Source organism: Mesorhizobium sp. M7A.F.Ca.CA.002.15.2.1, from assembly GCF_003998715.1.
GTDB classification, from domain to species: Bacteria; Pseudomonadota; Alphaproteobacteria; order Rhizobiales; family Rhizobiaceae; genus Mesorhizobium; species Mesorhizobium ciceri.
Genome location: NZ_RZPI01000061.1, coordinates 1 through 14,122 on the forward strand (window position 1 = coordinate 1; position 14,122 = coordinate 14,122).

At 62.1% G+C, this 14,122-nt stretch carries 14 protein-coding genes and 1 pseudogene; 5 read left to right on the forward strand and 10 right to left on the reverse strand.

Annotation, left to right across the window (positions count from 1 at the left end; genetic code table 11):
- The 9 genes and pseudogenes from ENZ74_RS06200 to ENZ74_RS06240 all read right to left on the reverse strand — a co-directional run.
- Positions 1-309 (reverse strand): annotated as a pseudogene (locus ENZ74_RS06200) (3-oxoacyl-ACP synthase); the annotation flags it as partial.
- On the reverse strand, positions 306-1,571 hold the full coding sequence (locus ENZ74_RS06205) for an adenosylmethionine--8-amino-7-oxononanoate transaminase (protein WP_063169255.1): 1,266 nt from the start codon (positions 1,569-1,571) through the stop codon (positions 306-308). The pseudogene ENZ74_RS06200 and the gene ENZ74_RS06205, both read right to left, overlap by 4 nt.
- Complete coding sequence (bioD, locus tag ENZ74_RS06210) at positions 1,571-2,206, reverse strand: dethiobiotin synthase (RefSeq protein WP_063169254.1); 636 nt, start codon at positions 2,204-2,206, stop codon at positions 1,571-1,573. The genes ENZ74_RS06205 and bioD overlap by 1 nt, the downstream gene beginning before the upstream one ends.
- Positions 2,203-3,342 (reverse strand): 8-amino-7-oxononanoate synthase, encoded by a 1,140-nt coding sequence (locus tag ENZ74_RS06215; RefSeq protein ID WP_024505572.1) that lies wholly within the window; start codon positions 3,340-3,342, stop codon positions 2,203-2,205. The genes bioD and ENZ74_RS06215 overlap by 4 nt, the downstream gene beginning before the upstream one ends.
- Positions 3,339-4,307 (reverse strand): biotin synthase BioB, encoded by a 969-nt coding sequence (gene bioB / locus ENZ74_RS06220; protein ID WP_224570943.1) that lies wholly within the window; start codon positions 4,305-4,307, stop codon positions 3,339-3,341. The genes ENZ74_RS06215 and bioB overlap by 4 nt, the downstream gene beginning before the upstream one ends.
- A 174-nt stretch (positions 4,308-4,481) precedes the next feature.
- Positions 4,482-5,363, reverse strand: a complete 882-nt coding sequence (gene nadC / locus ENZ74_RS06225) for a carboxylating nicotinate-nucleotide diphosphorylase (RefSeq protein WP_063169252.1) — start codon at positions 5,361-5,363, stop codon at positions 4,482-4,484.
- Position 5,364: 1 nt separating this feature from the next.
- Positions 5,365-6,906 carry an L-aspartate oxidase gene (locus ENZ74_RS06230; protein ID WP_063169251.1) on the reverse strand — a complete coding sequence of 514 codons (1,542 nt, stop codon included), beginning with the start codon at positions 6,904-6,906 and terminating at the stop codon, positions 5,365-5,367.
- A complete protein-coding gene (gene nadA / locus ENZ74_RS06235; RefSeq protein ID WP_063169250.1) occupies positions 6,903-7,877 on the reverse strand; it encodes a quinolinate synthase NadA in 975 nt (324 codons plus the stop codon). The genes ENZ74_RS06230 and nadA overlap by 4 nt, the downstream gene beginning before the upstream one ends.
- A gap of 62 nt (positions 7,878-7,939) precedes the next feature.
- Positions 7,940-8,902: a membrane protein gene (locus tag ENZ74_RS06240; protein ID WP_024505567.1), complete on the reverse strand. Its 963-nt coding sequence runs from the start codon at positions 8,900-8,902 to the stop codon at positions 7,940-7,942.
- Between the two features lie 171 nt (positions 8,903-9,073).
- Between ENZ74_RS06240 and panB the strand changes: the two genes are divergently transcribed.
- The 4 genes from panB (at position 9,074) to ENZ74_RS06260 (ending at position 12,358) form a co-directional block, all read left to right on the forward strand.
- Positions 9,074-9,910 (forward strand): 3-methyl-2-oxobutanoate hydroxymethyltransferase, encoded by an 837-nt coding sequence (gene panB / locus ENZ74_RS06245; RefSeq protein ID WP_063169249.1) that lies wholly within the window; start codon positions 9,074-9,076, stop codon positions 9,908-9,910.
- Complete coding sequence (gene panC, locus ENZ74_RS06250; RefSeq protein WP_063169248.1) at positions 9,907-10,815, forward strand: pantoate--beta-alanine ligase; 909 nt, start codon at positions 9,907-9,909, stop codon at positions 10,813-10,815. Before panB ends, panC begins: the two co-directional genes overlap by 4 nt.
- Positions 10,816-10,913: 98 nt before the next feature.
- The gene (locus ENZ74_RS06255) at positions 10,914-11,633 is read left to right on the forward strand and encodes a LuxR family transcriptional regulator (RefSeq protein ID WP_063169247.1); all 720 of its coding nucleotides are present in this window, start codon (positions 10,914-10,916) and stop codon (positions 11,631-11,633) included.
- A 92-nt stretch (positions 11,634-11,725) separates the two neighbouring features.
- Positions 11,726-12,358, forward strand: coding sequence for an acyl-homoserine-lactone synthase (locus tag ENZ74_RS06260; RefSeq protein ID WP_063169246.1), 633 nt, complete (start codon positions 11,726-11,728; stop codon positions 12,356-12,358).
- Between the two features lie 365 nt (positions 12,359-12,723).
- On the opposite strand, the gene ENZ74_RS34985 is transcribed toward ENZ74_RS06260, so the two are convergent.
- The gene (locus ENZ74_RS34985) at positions 12,724-12,972 is read right to left on the reverse strand and encodes a DUF6074 family protein (protein WP_063169245.1); all 249 of its coding nucleotides are present in this window, start codon (positions 12,970-12,972) and stop codon (positions 12,724-12,726) included.
- A gap of 599 nt (positions 12,973-13,571) precedes the next feature.
- On the opposite strand from ENZ74_RS34985, the gene ENZ74_RS06270 reads away from it, so the two are divergent.
- Positions 13,572-14,042, forward strand: coding sequence for a hypothetical protein (locus ENZ74_RS06270; RefSeq protein ID WP_224570941.1), 471 nt, complete (start codon positions 13,572-13,574; stop codon positions 14,040-14,042).
- Positions 14,043-14,122 lie beyond the last annotated feature (80 nt).

Sequence of the window (14,122 nt, forward strand, 5' to 3'; positions counted from 1 at the left end):
GCCTAGCCCCAGCCGATGTGCGACCAGCGGCGCGCTTGGCGGCAGAAGGTGATCGGGCGTCGACGTGGCGAGCAAGAGTAGACCGACGTCGCCGCGGTCGATACCGGCATTGGTCAGCGCCATGTCGCCGGCAGAGGCGGCAAGGCCCGACAGCGTGTCTTCGTCTGTTGCCCAGAAGCGCGAGCGAATTCCGGTGCGCCGCTCGATCCAGCCGGGCTCAAGCCCGAGCCGGTCTTCGATTTCCGGGTTCTCGACCTTGCGCGTCGGCGCATGATGGCCGAAGCCGAGAACGCGCGACGATAGGTTCATGGCCGCGAGCCGAAGCGTTCGCCGGCCTCCTCTATCGCGTCATAGAGCCCGTCCAATTCGTCGCTGGTGATGCAATAGGGCGGCAGAAGATAGAGGACATTGCCGAGCGGGCGCACCAACAGGCCGCGCTCAAGGAAAAAAGCGCGCAGTTTTGGCCCGATCTCGGCCAGATAACCGGCTGAGCCGGTGCGTAGGTCGAGTGCCGCGATGGTGCCGGTTGTCCGGCAGTCGGTGAAATATGGATTGTCCCGGAAGCGTTGCAGCCCCGCGGCCTGCCTCGCGCTCAAGACCGCGATCCGCTCGGCCACCGGCTCGTCACGCCAGATCTCGACATTGGCAAGTGCTGCCGCGCAGGCGATCGGATTGGCGGTGTAGGAGCTCGAATGGAAAAACGTCTTCTTGCGATCCTCCGAAAAGTGAGCGTGGAAGATGGCATCGGTGGCGATCGTGGCGGCCAGCGGGATGGTACCACCGGTCAGACCTTTCGAGGTGCACAAGATGTCGGGCGAGACGGACGCCTGTTCGCAGGCAAACATGGTTCCGGTGCGCCCCCAGCCGGTCATCACTTCATCGGCGATCACGAGCGTGCCGGAGGCTTCGGCGATCCTCTTCAATTCGGCAAGAACCCAGGCCGGATACATCAGCATGCCGCCGGCGCCAAGCACCAGCGGCTCGACGATCAGCGCGGCTGCGCGCCGGTCGCGGCTAACGGCCTCGAACCGATCCAGCGTTTCCTGCTCGCGCCCGGCGGCCGGGAAGGGGATGGTGTCGACCTCGAACAGCAAAGGCTCATAGGCGGCGTTGAAGACGCCACGGGCGCCGACGCTCATCGTGCCGATGGTGTCGCCATGATAGCTGTGCTCCATGACGGCGATGCGCGAACGCGACGCGCCGATGTTACGGAAATAGCCGAGCGCCATCTTCAGCGCGACTTCGACTGAGGTCGAGCCACTGTCGGAATAGAACACCCGGTGGAGGCCGGCGGGTGCGATGCCTACAAGCGCCTCGGCCAGCCGTTCGGCCGGCTCGTGGGTGAAGCCCGCGAAGATGATCTGGTCGAGGCTCGAGGCGGTCGTCTCGATGGCCTTCATGATGCGGGGGTGGCGATGGCCATGGGTGACGACCCACCAGGAAGAAATCGCATCGAGGATGCGGAAGCCGTCGGCCTTGTGGAGATAGGCGCCTTCAGTCAGCACGATTTCAGGGAGCGAGGGCTCTAGCGCGTGCTGCGTGAACGGATGCCAGACTCGAGACTCCGCCATCAGTCGCCTCCGGCAATCATGGCCAGGTCGAAGCCGGAAATCATTGCATCTCTCAACGTTTCACCCGTCAGCGGACCGAGGTGCGGCAGCCTGCCCAGCTGCGGCACGCCGCCGAATTCCACGATTGTCCTTTGTGTATCGGCCACCTCTTCGCCAATGAAGGCAATGCCGATGAGCGGGATGGAGCGGGCTCTCAGGGCCTCGATCGACAACAGCGTATGATTGATGGTGCCAAGCGCGGTGCGGGCGCACAGTATGACCGGCAGCCGCCATTGTTCGAATATGTCAATGAACCTTGTCTGTCGATTGAGCGGCACCATCAGCCCGCCGGCGCCTTCGATGACGAGCGGTGTCGGCAGGACCGGAAATGAAAGATCGTCGGCCTCGATCGCGACGCCGTCGATTTCGGCTGATCGATGCGGCGACAGCGGCATCGTCAGTCGATAGACTTCGGGCAGCACGCGTCCGTCGGGCAAGCCGGAAAGCCGGGCGACGACCTCGCTGTCGGTCTCCTCGTTGAGGCCCGATTGCACCGGCTTCCAGTAGAAGCCGTCGAGCAGCCCGGCAAGTCCGGCCGAAAACACTGTCTTGCCAATTCCAGTGTCTGTTCCGGTGACGACGATGCGTTTGGTCATGCTGTGGCCAACACTCCGACGAGAGCCTCGACCATGGCGGAAATGTCGGCTTCGTCGACGTTGAGAGTCAGCGAAATGCGCAGGCGCGACGTACCCTCAGGCACTGTCGGCGGGCGAATGCCGCGTATGTCGAAGCCGCGTGCCTGCAGTCCTGCCGCCACCGCCATGGTGCGGCTGTTATCGCCGATCACAAGCGGCTGGATCTGCGAGCCGCTGGGCATCACGCCGCAGCGTTCGGCCAATTGCCGGCTCGCGAAAGCGACACGCTCGTGCAACTGAGCACGACGCATAGGCTCGTCAGACAGAATAGTCAGCGCCTCACGTGCCGCGACTGCCATCAGCGGCGATGGTGCGGTCGCATAGATGAATGGCCGGCACCGGTTGATAAGATAGTCGCACAGTGTTCGCGGTCCGGTAACGAGCGCGCCGGATGCGCCAAGCGCCTTGCCGCATGTGTGGAGCGTGACGATGTTGTCGCGGCCTTCATACGCGGCGGCCAGTCCCCGGCCGTCCGGTCCCCAGACGCCGGTGGCATGCGCTTCATCGACGACGATGAATGCCTGGTACCGATCAGCCAGCGCGACCAGGCTCTCCATCGGCGCACGGTCGCCATCCATGCTGTAAAGGCTTTCGAAGGCGATCCACACCCGCCCCATGCCGCCTTCGGCGCGCCAGCGGGTGATTGCGTCCTCGACAGCGTCGACGTCGTTGTGCGCGGCCAGCTTGAACTCAGCGCGCCCGGCCTGGGCACCCTCATGCATGCTGGCATGAGCGAGCTCGTCGAGGACCAGCAGGTCGCCTTTCTGCGGCAGGGCCGTCAGCAGAGCGAAGTTGGCGATATAGCCGCTGCCGAAGAACAGTGCACGCTCGGCTCCGAAAAATGCCGCTGCGTCCGCCTCCAGTTGCTCATGTTCCGGTGCATTGCCGCGCAACAGCCGCGATCCGGTGGCGCCCACTGGCGTGCCCCGCGCAATCGCCGTCGAAACCGCATCGCCCAGTCTTTTGGAGGCGGCAAGTCCGATATAGTCGTTCGACGAGAAGTCGAGCCCGGCGCGCGGTGCGAGCGTCCGCAACCGGTCCTTGCGCCCCAGTCCCCGCAAGGTTGCGTCATAGCGGGCAAGAATTGCCTCCTTCATTGCGTGGCGAGTTCCATAGGCTCAATGCCGAGGCGCCGGAACAGAAGGGTATCCTTGTCCTCGCCGGGATTTCCCGCCGTCAGCAGCGTGTCGCCGACAAAGATCGAATTGGCGCCGGCAAAGAAGCACAGCGCCTGCGTTTCGTCGCTCATCGCCGTCCTGCCGGCGGACAGCCTTACATAGGATTTCGGCATCATCACCCGCGCGAGCGCAACGATGCGGACGAAATCGATCGGATCGATGGCGTCGGCCGCGGCAAGCGGCGTGCCTTCGATGGGAATAAGCATGTTGATCGGCACGCTTTCCGGCGGCTCGGGCAGGTTCGCGAGCGTGACCAGCATGTCGATGCGATCGGTCTTTTCTTCTCCCATCCCGACAATGCCGCCGCAGCAGACTTTCATCCCAACCGCGCGCACGTGCCCAAGCGTTTTCAGCCGGTCGGCAAAAGTCCTGGTTGAAATAACCTCGCCATAGTAGCGCTCAGAGGTATCGATGTTGTGGTTATAGTAGTCGAGACCGGCCTGCTTCAGGCGAGCAGCTTGCTCAAGATCGAGCATGCCGAGCGTCATGCAGGTCTCCATGCCGAGGGCCTTGACGCCCTCAATCATGGCGACCACAACGTCCATGTCGCGCTCCTTGGGACTTCGCCACGCCGCGCCCATGCAATAGCGCGTTGCGCCGCCATCACGCGCCTTGGCCGCTTCGTCGATGACATGCTTGACGTCCACCAGCTTCGACGCCTTCACACCGGTTTCGTAATGCGCAGACTGGCTGCAATAGCCGCAATCTTCGGGGCACCCGCCGGTCTTGATGCTAAGGAGCCGCGACAGCTGCACTCGGTTTCGATCGAAGTTCTGGCGGTGGATCGTCTGAGCCAGGAACAGCAGATCGTTGAATGGCATGCCGTAGATGGCCTCGGCCTCTTTGCGGTTCCATCGCGGAGGCGTTCCGTCGACCGATTGCATGGTCTGGTTCACGTCGAACTCCGAGTTCATTCCAATCGTCATCGTCAAACCTTTGTTTGCTAGTCCGGTACGCCTTCTTGGCTTTGGGGCGCACTCGCTAAAGGCGAGCTGCGGCACGTCTTTCCAGCACCTCCTACGCCTGCCGAGCTGATGTTGCTCCTCACGCCGTAATCCTCAGTTCAAGTGCTTGCAGATGTTCTGGTGGTCCGGCATGTCCAGGCCGATGTCGAGGATCGGGGCGCTGTGCGTCAGCCAACCCATGGAGATGAGATCGACACCGGTCGCCGCAATCGCCGCCGCCGTTTTCGGCATCACCCGACCGGACGCCTCGGTGATCGTACGGCCATCCACTATAGAAACCGCGCGGGCAAGATCCTCGACCGACATATTGTCGAGCAGCACCGCGTCAACACCAATCGCGAGCGCTGCATCGAGCTGCTTCAGCGTGTCGACCTCGACCTCGACCTTCACCATATGCCCTGCTGCGGCGCGCGCCCGCTCTATTGCTGTGCGCATATCGCCGGCGATCGCGATGTGGTTGTCCTTTATGAGCACGCCGTCATCGAGGCCGAACCGGTGATTGGCACCGCCGCCGACGCGCACGGCGTATTTCTCCAATGCCCGCAGCCCGGGCGTCGTCTTTCGCGTCGATACAATCCTCGCCTTGTGACCGCGCACGGCCTCAACCATGGCCGCTGTGGCAGTGGCAATGCCGCTCAGCCGGCATAAGAAATTGAGGGCCGTGCGTTCGGCCGTGAGCAGGCCTCGTGCGGGTCCGGACAATCTTGCAATGGTTTCCCCGGCCCCAACCTCGCTGCCATCAGGGCGCCAGATCTGGATGTTGATCGCCGGTTCCACGAGAAGGAAGGCATACGAGACCAGATCGAGCCCGGCAACGACGCCCGCCTGCCTCGCTTTGAGCACCAACGTGGCAGTGCAATCATACGGGATAACCGCATCGGTGGTCAGGTCGCCGGATCTGCCCAGGTCTTCGAGGAGCGCAACGCGCACAATCGGTTCGATCAGGGTCGCGGGGAGGGGGGAGAATGAAGTCATATCAAGTGCTCCGTATGGTAGCCCGGCAATCGAGTGCGGCCGCGGCCCGCATTGCGCTGTGCAGTGTCAGCCGTGATGGGCGCACGTTGGCATCGTGGAGCGGGAAATCGGACCGACAGTGCGCGCCTCGACTCTCTTCCCGCCTCAGGGCCGCCGCGGCGATCATCAGTGAGACCAAAGCCGGACCAGAGGCAGCGACACTATTGGCTGCGATCGGCAGCAGGGTCGCCACCGCTTCGCGCATTGCCTCGCCGTCGCGGATGATACCCAGGGCGGCGGAGACAATCGGGCGGACCACGGAAGCGTCTGGTCGTGGAGGGACGAATGTGGAGCATCTGCGCGGTCGCCGGGTATACGACGTGCCGGCAACGCTTTCGGCAACCCAGCTCGCGGTGACCGCCGCTTCGGTGAGCGAGTTGCTGGCCAGGCGGTTGGCGCCGTGCAGGCCGGTACAGGCCACCTCACCGCAGGCCCACAATCCCTCGATGGAGCTGCGGCCGGCGCTGTCTACGGCGACGCCGCCCATGTGATAATGTGCCGCCGGGCGCACCGGGATCAGGTCGGTCGCTGGGTCGATTCCTGCGCTCCGGCACAATTCGGCGATGCCTGGAAAACGCTTGCCAAATCTCGGGCCGAGACTTTGCCGTGCGTCCAGGAATACGCGGCGTCCAACGGCAAGCTGGTGCCAAATGGCGCGCGCTACGACGTCGCGAGGCGCAAGTTCACCGCCAGGTGTGTCGGCGAGGAAGCGCTCTCCTCGCTCATCGATGAGCACCGCGCCTTCGCCACGCACGGCTTCGCTCACCAGCGGCATCGGCCGGCGCGGACCGTCGAGCGCAGTTGGATGGAACTGTATGAATTCCAAGTCGGCGAGTTCCGCCCCCGCCCATGCGGCGAGCGCCAGCCCGTGACCCCATGAGCCAGCGGGGTTTGTCGTGTCGCAAAACAGCCCGCCGACGCCGCCGGTCGCCAGCACCGCGCGACGCGTGGGCAGAGCGAGCGCGCCGGCTCGTCCTGCTGCGACCACGGCGATGACCGACCCGTCCTGCACGACCAGCCGGCGGACCTCCACATTTTCGATAATGGTGATCGAGGCTGTACGCCGAACCGCGGCGACGAGCGCGCGCACCAACTCGCGACCGGTGGCGTCGCCGGCTGCATGCACAATCCGCCGTCGCGAGTGTGCCGCCTCGAGCCCAAGTCGCAACGCGCGGTCAGGGTGCTGGTCGAAGTCGACGCCGAACCTTTGGATCGTCCTAATCGCTTCGGGTGCAGCTCGTACCACTCGCCGCACCGTGGCCTCATCGCAGAGTCCGTCGCCGGCAGCTATCGTGTCGCAAAGGTGAAAATCTGGGCCGTCGTCGCCCCCGAGACTTGCCGCAAGACCGCCCTGGGCAAGTTCACTGCAGGCTCCGGTTCCAAGCGGCGCGTTGGTCAAAAGCACGACCGGTTCCGGCGCCAGATGAAGCGCCGTCATCAGGCCGGCAATGCCGCCGCCGATGACGACCGGCGCCCCCGCGATTTCGCGAACCTCCAGACTCATAGGGAAAGCATGCGCTCGACCGCGCGGCGGGCGGGGCCGGCAATTTCGGGATCAATCCGGACCTCATGCCGGTTCTGCTCGAGTGCGGCGCGAATGTTGGCCAGGTTGATGCGCTTCATGTGCGGGCACAGATTGCATGGGCGAACGAACTCGACGTCGGGATGCGCGACCGCGACGTTGTCGCTCATCGAACATTCGGTCAGAAGGACGACACGCTTCGGTTTCTCACGCTCGACATAATCCGACATCGCCGCGGTCGAGCCGGAGAACTCCGCCTCCGCGACAACGTCTGGTGGGCATTCTGGATGGGCCAGCACGATGACGCCTGGATGGGCATCGCGCAGTTCCCGGATGTCTGCTGCGGTGAAGCGCTCATGCACCTCGCAATGGCCTTTCCAGGCGATGATCTCGACGTCTGTATCGGCTGCCACGTTCCTCGCCAGATATTCGTCCGGGAGCATCAGCACACGCGCCACGCCAAGCGATTCCACCACCGCCTTGGCGTTGCCGGACGTGCAGCAGATGTCGGACTCCGCTTTTACGGCGGCGGAAGTGTTGACGTAAGTAACAACGGGGACCCCCGGATACCGCAGCCGCATTAGCCGCACGTCGTTTGCCGTGATCGATTCGGCCAGCGAGCAGCCGGCGCGGAGATCCGGGATGAGCACGGTCTTGTTCGGATTGAGCAGTTTTGCCGTCTCGGCCATGAAATGAACGCCGGCAACCACGATGATGTCGGCGTCGACCGTCACCGCCTTGTGGGCCAACGCCAGGCTGTCGCCGACGATGTCTGCCACGCAATGAAAAATTTCGGGCGTCTGGTAATTGTGCGCCAGCACCACCGCATTGCGCTCACGCTTCAGCGCTAAGATGGCTTCAATATCGCCGGCGAACGCGGGCCATTCAACGGGTGGGATCACCCGCCGGACACGCTCATACAAGGACGCAGCCATAGGTAACGCCCCAGTCATTGGCGCCTCGATTATATTCGGTTTGACAATAAGGGAATATATCTACCTTGACTATAAGTATGTCAAGCCCGCGCCAGCGGTAATTTTGTCCCGGCGATAGCCCTGTCGTCGAGGACGGCATGCCGGAAGCGATAAAGCTTCGCCGGTCGGCCGCCCGTGTCGAGGGAGGTCTCCCCGGTCTCCTCAACAAGTTCCTGCTGCTCGACCAATCTCCGGAAGTTCGGCTTGTTGATCAGCCTGCCAGCCAAAGCTTCCACGGTTCGCTGCAGTTGCAGCAGCGTGAAGGAAGGCCGCATAAGCTCGAACACGACCGGCCGGTATTTGATCTTCGAACGCAGCCGCGCGATCCCGGTTGCCAGAATACGACGGTGGTCAGCGACCATTGGTTTGCCAGCCGCGGCCGCAATCGCGTCCCTGCCGCCACCGGCCTCCTCAATCAGAGCAGCTTCATAGAGCAACTCGTAGCGTTGGAGCGTGAGTTCCTCGTTCCAATGGCGGTCGTCGAAGCCGAAGGCTATCGCAGCGCGCTGCCGGCGCTCGCGTTGAGTGGTCGGCTCGCTGGCGCCGCCGGCCCACTCAATCAGGCGGGGCCGCAATCTATCGAGCAGCACAGGCGGCGTGCCGAAGCGGTGGTCCTCCCAGGGAAAATATTCGTACCAACTTTGCCAGCCGCACGCGGCCGAGTTCGTTGCCTGTTCCTTCCTGGTCAATGCGAGATAGCTGATTGAGATGACGCGCTGGTGGCGCTCAGTGCCGATGCGATCGCGATCGGCGAAGGTGTAGAGTTGCTCGATGTATCCAAGTGCATGGCCGGTCTGCTGCTCCACCCACCCCCTCAAACCCGACTGCAGTGATCGATGCTCAAGGGCAAAAGGTCCAGAAGGGAGGGTGTCCGCATGACCGACTGTGAGGACACAGGGCTCACTGTCGTTTACGGCGACCACGACGGCAGTCAGGTCCACTTTGGCTTCGTCAGCTTTGACGGCGGCTTTGCCTTTCTTGGTTCTTCTTGTCTGAGGATCCATGTTTGCGAAAGCGGGTTGGCCCAACGGAGCGCCTTAATCGATTGAATGTAACCTTGGAAGCCAGCACGTCAACACCGGAGTACTCAAGCGCTGTTTTTAGCTCTTCGCAGTCGCACAAAAATATGCCAAACGCGACACCCGCTGTTGGTAACGTAAGGGAAGGGGCCTCGGTTGAGCGCGGCTGGTGAGATAAAAGGGATGACTCCTCCAGATATTCGATCGCGAAAAGGCCAGACGCCACTTGTATGCTTGACGGCCTACACCACGCCGGTCGCGAGGCTGCTCGATCGCCACTGCGACATCGTTCTTGTCGGCGACAGCGTCGGCATGGTGCTGCACGGCCTGTCGTCGACGCTGGGGGTCACGCTCGACATGATGATCATGCACGGACAGGCCGTTCGCCGCGGCCTTGAACACGCGCTGATGGTCGTCGACCTGCCCTTCGGTTCCTACGAGGAAAGCCCAGAGCACGCTTTCGGCAACGCTGCGCGCGTGATGGGTGAGACCGGTTGTTCAGCGGTAAAGATCGAGGGCGGCGAGACCATCGCGGAAACCATCCGCTTCCTTACCGCGCGCGGCGTACCTGTCATGGCCCATGTGGGCCTGACGCCGCAGGCGGTAAACACGTTTGGAGGCTATCGTGTGCAGGGCCGGGGAGCCGATGCAGAGCGGATCAGGCGCGACGCCAGGGCGGTAACTGAAGCTGGCGCCTTCTCCTTGGTGCTGGAAAAGATACCGGAGCAGCTTGCACGGCAGATAACCGCCGATATCGACATACCCACCATCGGCATCGGTGCCTCGCCAGCTTGCGACGGCCAGATTCTGGTGAGCCACGATATGCTCGGGCTCTTCACCTCATTTCGGCCGAAGTTCGTCAAACGCTATGCCGAGCTCGGTGAGCAGGCTGAGGCGGCAATCGCCGCTTACGCCACCGATATGCGGAACCGGCACTTTCCGGCGGTCGAACATCTCTATGTCAACGCCTTGAAGGCCGGTGACTTCACATGAGCGTGCCGATCGCTCGAACCGTGAGCGAGCTGCGCGGCGTCGTTGCGCAATGGCGTCGCTCGGGTGCCACGATCGGTATTGTGCCGACCATGGGAGCCTTGCACGACGGGCATCTGAGCCTCGTGCGGAAGGCGCTCGAAAGGGCCGAGCGGGTGATCGTGACGCTGTTCGTAAACCCCAAGCAGTTCAACAGCCCCGCCGACCTGATTGCCTACCCTCGGACGGAAAGCGACGATGCTGCCAAGCTCGCTCTGCTGGGCACGCATCTGCTCTATGTGCCGGACACAGAGGAAATGTACCAGGTGGGCTTCGCCACGGCCGTTTCAGTGTCCGGCATCAGCGAATGCCTTTGCGGCGCATTCCGGCTCGGCCATTTCAATGGCGTGGCGACGGTCGTGGCCAAGCTCTTCCTGCAGGCCGGCGCTGACTTCGCCTTTTTTGGCGAAAAGGATTTTCAGCAACTTCAGCTTGTCAGGCGCTTGGTCCGGGATCTCGACATTCCGATCACTATTGTGCCCTGTCCGACAGTCCGCGAAGCCGATGGTCTTGCGCTATCGTCGCGTAACGTGCGGCTCTCCCCAGCCCAACGCGCCATTGCCCCAAAACTAGCATCGGTCCTGCTCGATACGGCCGAGCGGCTTGCACGCGGCTCCCCCATCCTGCCTACGCTTGATGAAGCGCGTGCAGCAATTCTGGCTGCCGGCTATCGCGAGCTCGAATACCTGGAGCTTCGCGGAGAAACAGACCTGCAATCGTTAGCAAGCCTTGACCGACCGGCACGCTTGCTTGCTGCGGCTTGGCTTGGCGACACGCGGCTCATCGATAACGTCGCAATATCACCCATCGGTAGTTGGTCAGGTGGGCGGAGCTCTCTCCAATCGGAAGCAGCACAGCAATTGCGGTGATGACGGCGGCGCGTCGTATGCCCTGCAGGGACAGGCCATCATTTAGAACCACGTCTCCGTCGGCTTCCAGCAACCTCCGCGAGGTACGCTAAGCGCAGATGCATCGCGTATTTGAAACCTTGGTCGAGCAACTCTCTGCAAGCGTCGATGCCGTCGATCTCCATGAGGCAATGGCGTCCGCCGCAGCCGGGTTCGACTTTCCGCTCTTCGCTTATTTCACCTACCCATCCGCTTCCGGCGACAGGCCGCGATTGATCTCGAATTATCCATCATCATGGACATCACATTACCTGCAACAGCGCTACCACAGCGTGGATCCCGTGATCCTGCGGGGACTGCGGGGCTGGGATACCTTCGACTGGGGTGTGGACCGCGATCACCGTTATTTGCCGACCTCTCAGCAGGAAGTCCTGGAAAAAGCAGCTGAGTTCGGCATTCGCGGCGGACTGACCATGTCGATGCATGATCATCGCGGCCGGTTCGCCGCACTGACCTTCGCCTCCAACGAGGCGCATCCGCCATTTCTGAGGTCGCTGACGCGCTACGAAAAAGCAATGCAACTGGTTGCGATCAACGTTCATATCCATGCCCGGCGCAGGCTCGCCGAAGATTGCGTGGTAGATGGCATAATGCTCACCCGGCGGGAGTTCGAGTGCCTGAAATGGGCGGCGTGCGGCAAGTCGGCCTGGGATATCAGCCAGATTCTCGGTGTCTCGAAACGCACCGTGACCTTCCATCAGGAAAACGCCAAGGCGAAGCTTGGCGTGCGAACCATCAACCAGGCCGTAGTGCGGATGGCTGCTCGGGCGAGATCCTGATCCTCTCCAAGTCTAGCTGTAAAGGTCTACAGGCTGCATTCATGACGGCTTTGCCCTTCGATTGCGTGGACACATCCCGCACGGAGACGACAATGATGCAGCTGATAACACCCGACTGCTACGCCGAGTTTGCGAGCGAACTCAAGGAAATGCACGGACTTAGGTATCGGGTTTTCAAGAAGCGGCTCGATTGGGAAGTGCAGACCGAAGGCGAAATGGAAACGGACTCGTTTGACAGCCTGAACCCCGTCTACCTGCTTCTCAAGGGGTCCGATTGGCGAACTTGCGGCTGCGTCCGCCTTTTGCCGACCACCGGACCGACAATGTTGCGCGATACGTTTCCGACGCTGCTGGATGAGATGGTGGTCCCTGCGAGTGCCGATATCTGGGAGAGTAGTCGTTTCGCGCTCGATCTCCCTGCGACAGCGCCGAAGGCAGCTGGCGGCCTGGCCCAAGCAACCTACGAGCTCTTCGCGGGGATCATCGAATTCGGCTTGGCCAACAATCTCTCCGGGATCGTAACGGTGACAGATACGCGCATCGAAAGGATCCTTCGTCTCGCGACCTGGCCGTTGTCACGTATCGGACAGCCCAAGCAGGTCGGCAACACCGAGGCAGTCGCCGGCTTCCTCGATATTTCCTACGCCAGTCTCTTGCGCATCCGCTGGAGGGGACGCCTCAACGGGCCGGTGTTGTGGCAACCAGTTCTCATCCAATCGGCATAGCGCCTGCGGATGCTCAGCCGTGACTTGAGTTAAGTCTGCTCACGGCCGCCACCGCCGCCGTGAGGGTGAGCGGACCCGCCCCACGAGCTTTCGACTGTTCCGGTCGATTGGCTCGCGCGGCCGGACTTTGGATTTCCGTAGGCGCAACCCGCAGTCCAGCGTGAGCACGCCAAAATGGCGCCCCTCCGCTTCGTCCAAAGAAGCCAACGTGGCTTCTGAGGTCGTCTTAGAATATTGGACCGGCCGCCGTGAGCGATCGCAACCTCAAAGCTTTGCCGGTATGCCGGTTTGGCCGGACCGTCGGCCAGTCGGAGCAGTCCCCCGATAAGGACCCGAGCTGACGCGCGGTCCAACAGCGCCCGAGCCTATGCTTTGTGCATTACCGTTCGGTTGGCCATGTCGTCCAAGACCGCATGAAGAAGGCTTCCAACCTCCTGCGCAGCGAGCTCTGGCGCAATTCCTACATCGGACAATTGAATGAGCATTTTCTTGGCGGCACAGCGCCAGAACGCGCTCGCCGCCTCGCCGTTCTTGGTCTCGAGGGCCTGGGCGATACTTTCGACCAATATACGTCGCCGATGCAGCGGAAATACGCAAATGTTTGATTCATGCATCAATCACCTCACAGATTCAGTTCCACAAAGAAAAACACCGGCGTCTTCAAAAGAGCCCCGCTAGCGCGGTGACGGTTCGCGGCGACATGACGAGTTCCACTTCCCCATCGACAAGCCATTGGGAGATGAGCCGCCGGACCGCATATCCGGGACCGCACATAAGGTGAACCACCATTGCTCATCCGGCTGCATTTTCCTGGGCCGTTCGACGAGGCGTTCCAGCCGAATTGACGTCCAATGACTTGATCTCTGAAAGGGCAGGGCGGTACGAATCACCCGACTGTTCCGCTGCTTACATTCCTGCGAGCTTGTGTATGAACGATTAAAGCGTGCCCGAGCCGTTCTTGGTGGCCGCCGCAGAAGGGAATCATGTCATCCGCTGCCTATCGTAGGCGGCGCGACTTCTAGCATGACTGCACTGCCCCGACAGGGCTTTGCAATCGCGCGTTTCGAAGCCTATGCTTTGGCATCGGCCGGCATTTACTTCGGTGCAGCCGACAGTAAGACGTACGCGCTCTTGCCCCGTTGGAAGAGAGCCTTGCCCGATCCCTCTTTCGCGACCAGGTGCTGAAGCCCTCACCCCGCAGGACTTCGCGCTTTTGCGACCATCGCTGCATCACGTCGAACCGGGCATCAAGGACAAGTTGGAGGTCGCGCATCAGCCGATCAAGAACGTATATTTTCCCGAGAGGGGCATCGCGTCGGTGGTCGCCACCATGACCGGCGGGCGGCAAGGTGAAGTCGGCATTGTCGGCTATGACGGGATGAAAGGAATTGCCGTCATTCTCGGAAAGGAAAGCACTACCTGGCGCCTGCCGGTTGAAAACCTTCGCCCTGCGATTAGCCCGTCGCTTCGCACCTCAGTGCTGGACTATGCCCACGCGTTCCTCGTCCAATCATGCCGGACGGCACTGGTCAATGGCCACTCCAAGGTCGAAGAACGGCTGGCCCGCTGGCAGCTGATGGTCCACGACCGTGCGGAAGGAGATAAGATCCTCCCGACGCATGAATTTCTGGCGACCATGCTCGCGCCCACCGCCCGGGGTCACCACGGCCCTGCAAATGCTTGAGTATCGAGGACTGGTGCACGCCAAGCGCGGCGAGATCACGATCATCGACCGTGCCGGATTGATAAAGCTCACACATGGCG

Coding starts and splice junctions, on each gene's coding strand:
- ENZ74_RS06205 (WP_063169255.1), bottom strand. CDS start 1,571: ATGGCGGAGTCTCGAGTCTGGCATCCGTTCACGCAGCACGCGCTAGAG.
- bioD (WP_063169254.1), bottom strand. CDS start 2,206: ATGACCAAACGCATCGTCGTCACCGGAACAGACACTGGAATTGGCAAG.
- ENZ74_RS06215 (WP_024505572.1), bottom strand. CDS start 3,342: ATGAAGGAGGCAATTCTTGCCCGCTATGACGCAACCTTGCGGGGACTG.
- bioB (WP_224570943.1), bottom strand. CDS start 4,307: ATGCAATCGGTCGACGGAACGCCTCCGCGATGGAACCGCAAAGAGGCC.
- nadC (WP_063169252.1), bottom strand. CDS start 5,363: ATGACTTCATTCTCCCCCCTCCCCGCGACCCTGATCGAACCGATTGTG.
- ENZ74_RS06230 (WP_063169251.1), bottom strand. CDS start 6,906: ATGAGTCTGGAGGTTCGCGAAATCGCGGGGGCGCCGGTCGTCATCGGC.
- nadA (WP_063169250.1), bottom strand. CDS start 7,877: ATGACTGGGGCGTTACCTATGGCTGCGTCCTTGTATGAGCGTGTCCGG.
- ENZ74_RS06240 (WP_024505567.1), bottom strand. CDS start 8,902: ATGGATCCTCAGACAAGAAGAACCAAGAAAGGCAAAGCCGCCGTCAAA.
- panC (WP_063169248.1), top strand. CDS start 9,907: ATGAGCGTGCCGATCGCTCGAACCGTGAGCGAGCTGCGCGGCGTCGTT.
- ENZ74_RS06255 (WP_063169247.1), top strand. CDS start 10,914: ATGCATCGCGTATTTGAAACCTTGGTCGAGCAACTCTCTGCAAGCGTC.
- ENZ74_RS06260 (WP_063169246.1), top strand. CDS start 11,726: ATGATGCAGCTGATAACACCCGACTGCTACGCCGAGTTTGCGAGCGAA.
- ENZ74_RS34985 (WP_063169245.1), bottom strand. CDS start 12,972: ATGCATGAATCAAACATTTGCGTATTTCCGCTGCATCGGCGACGTATA.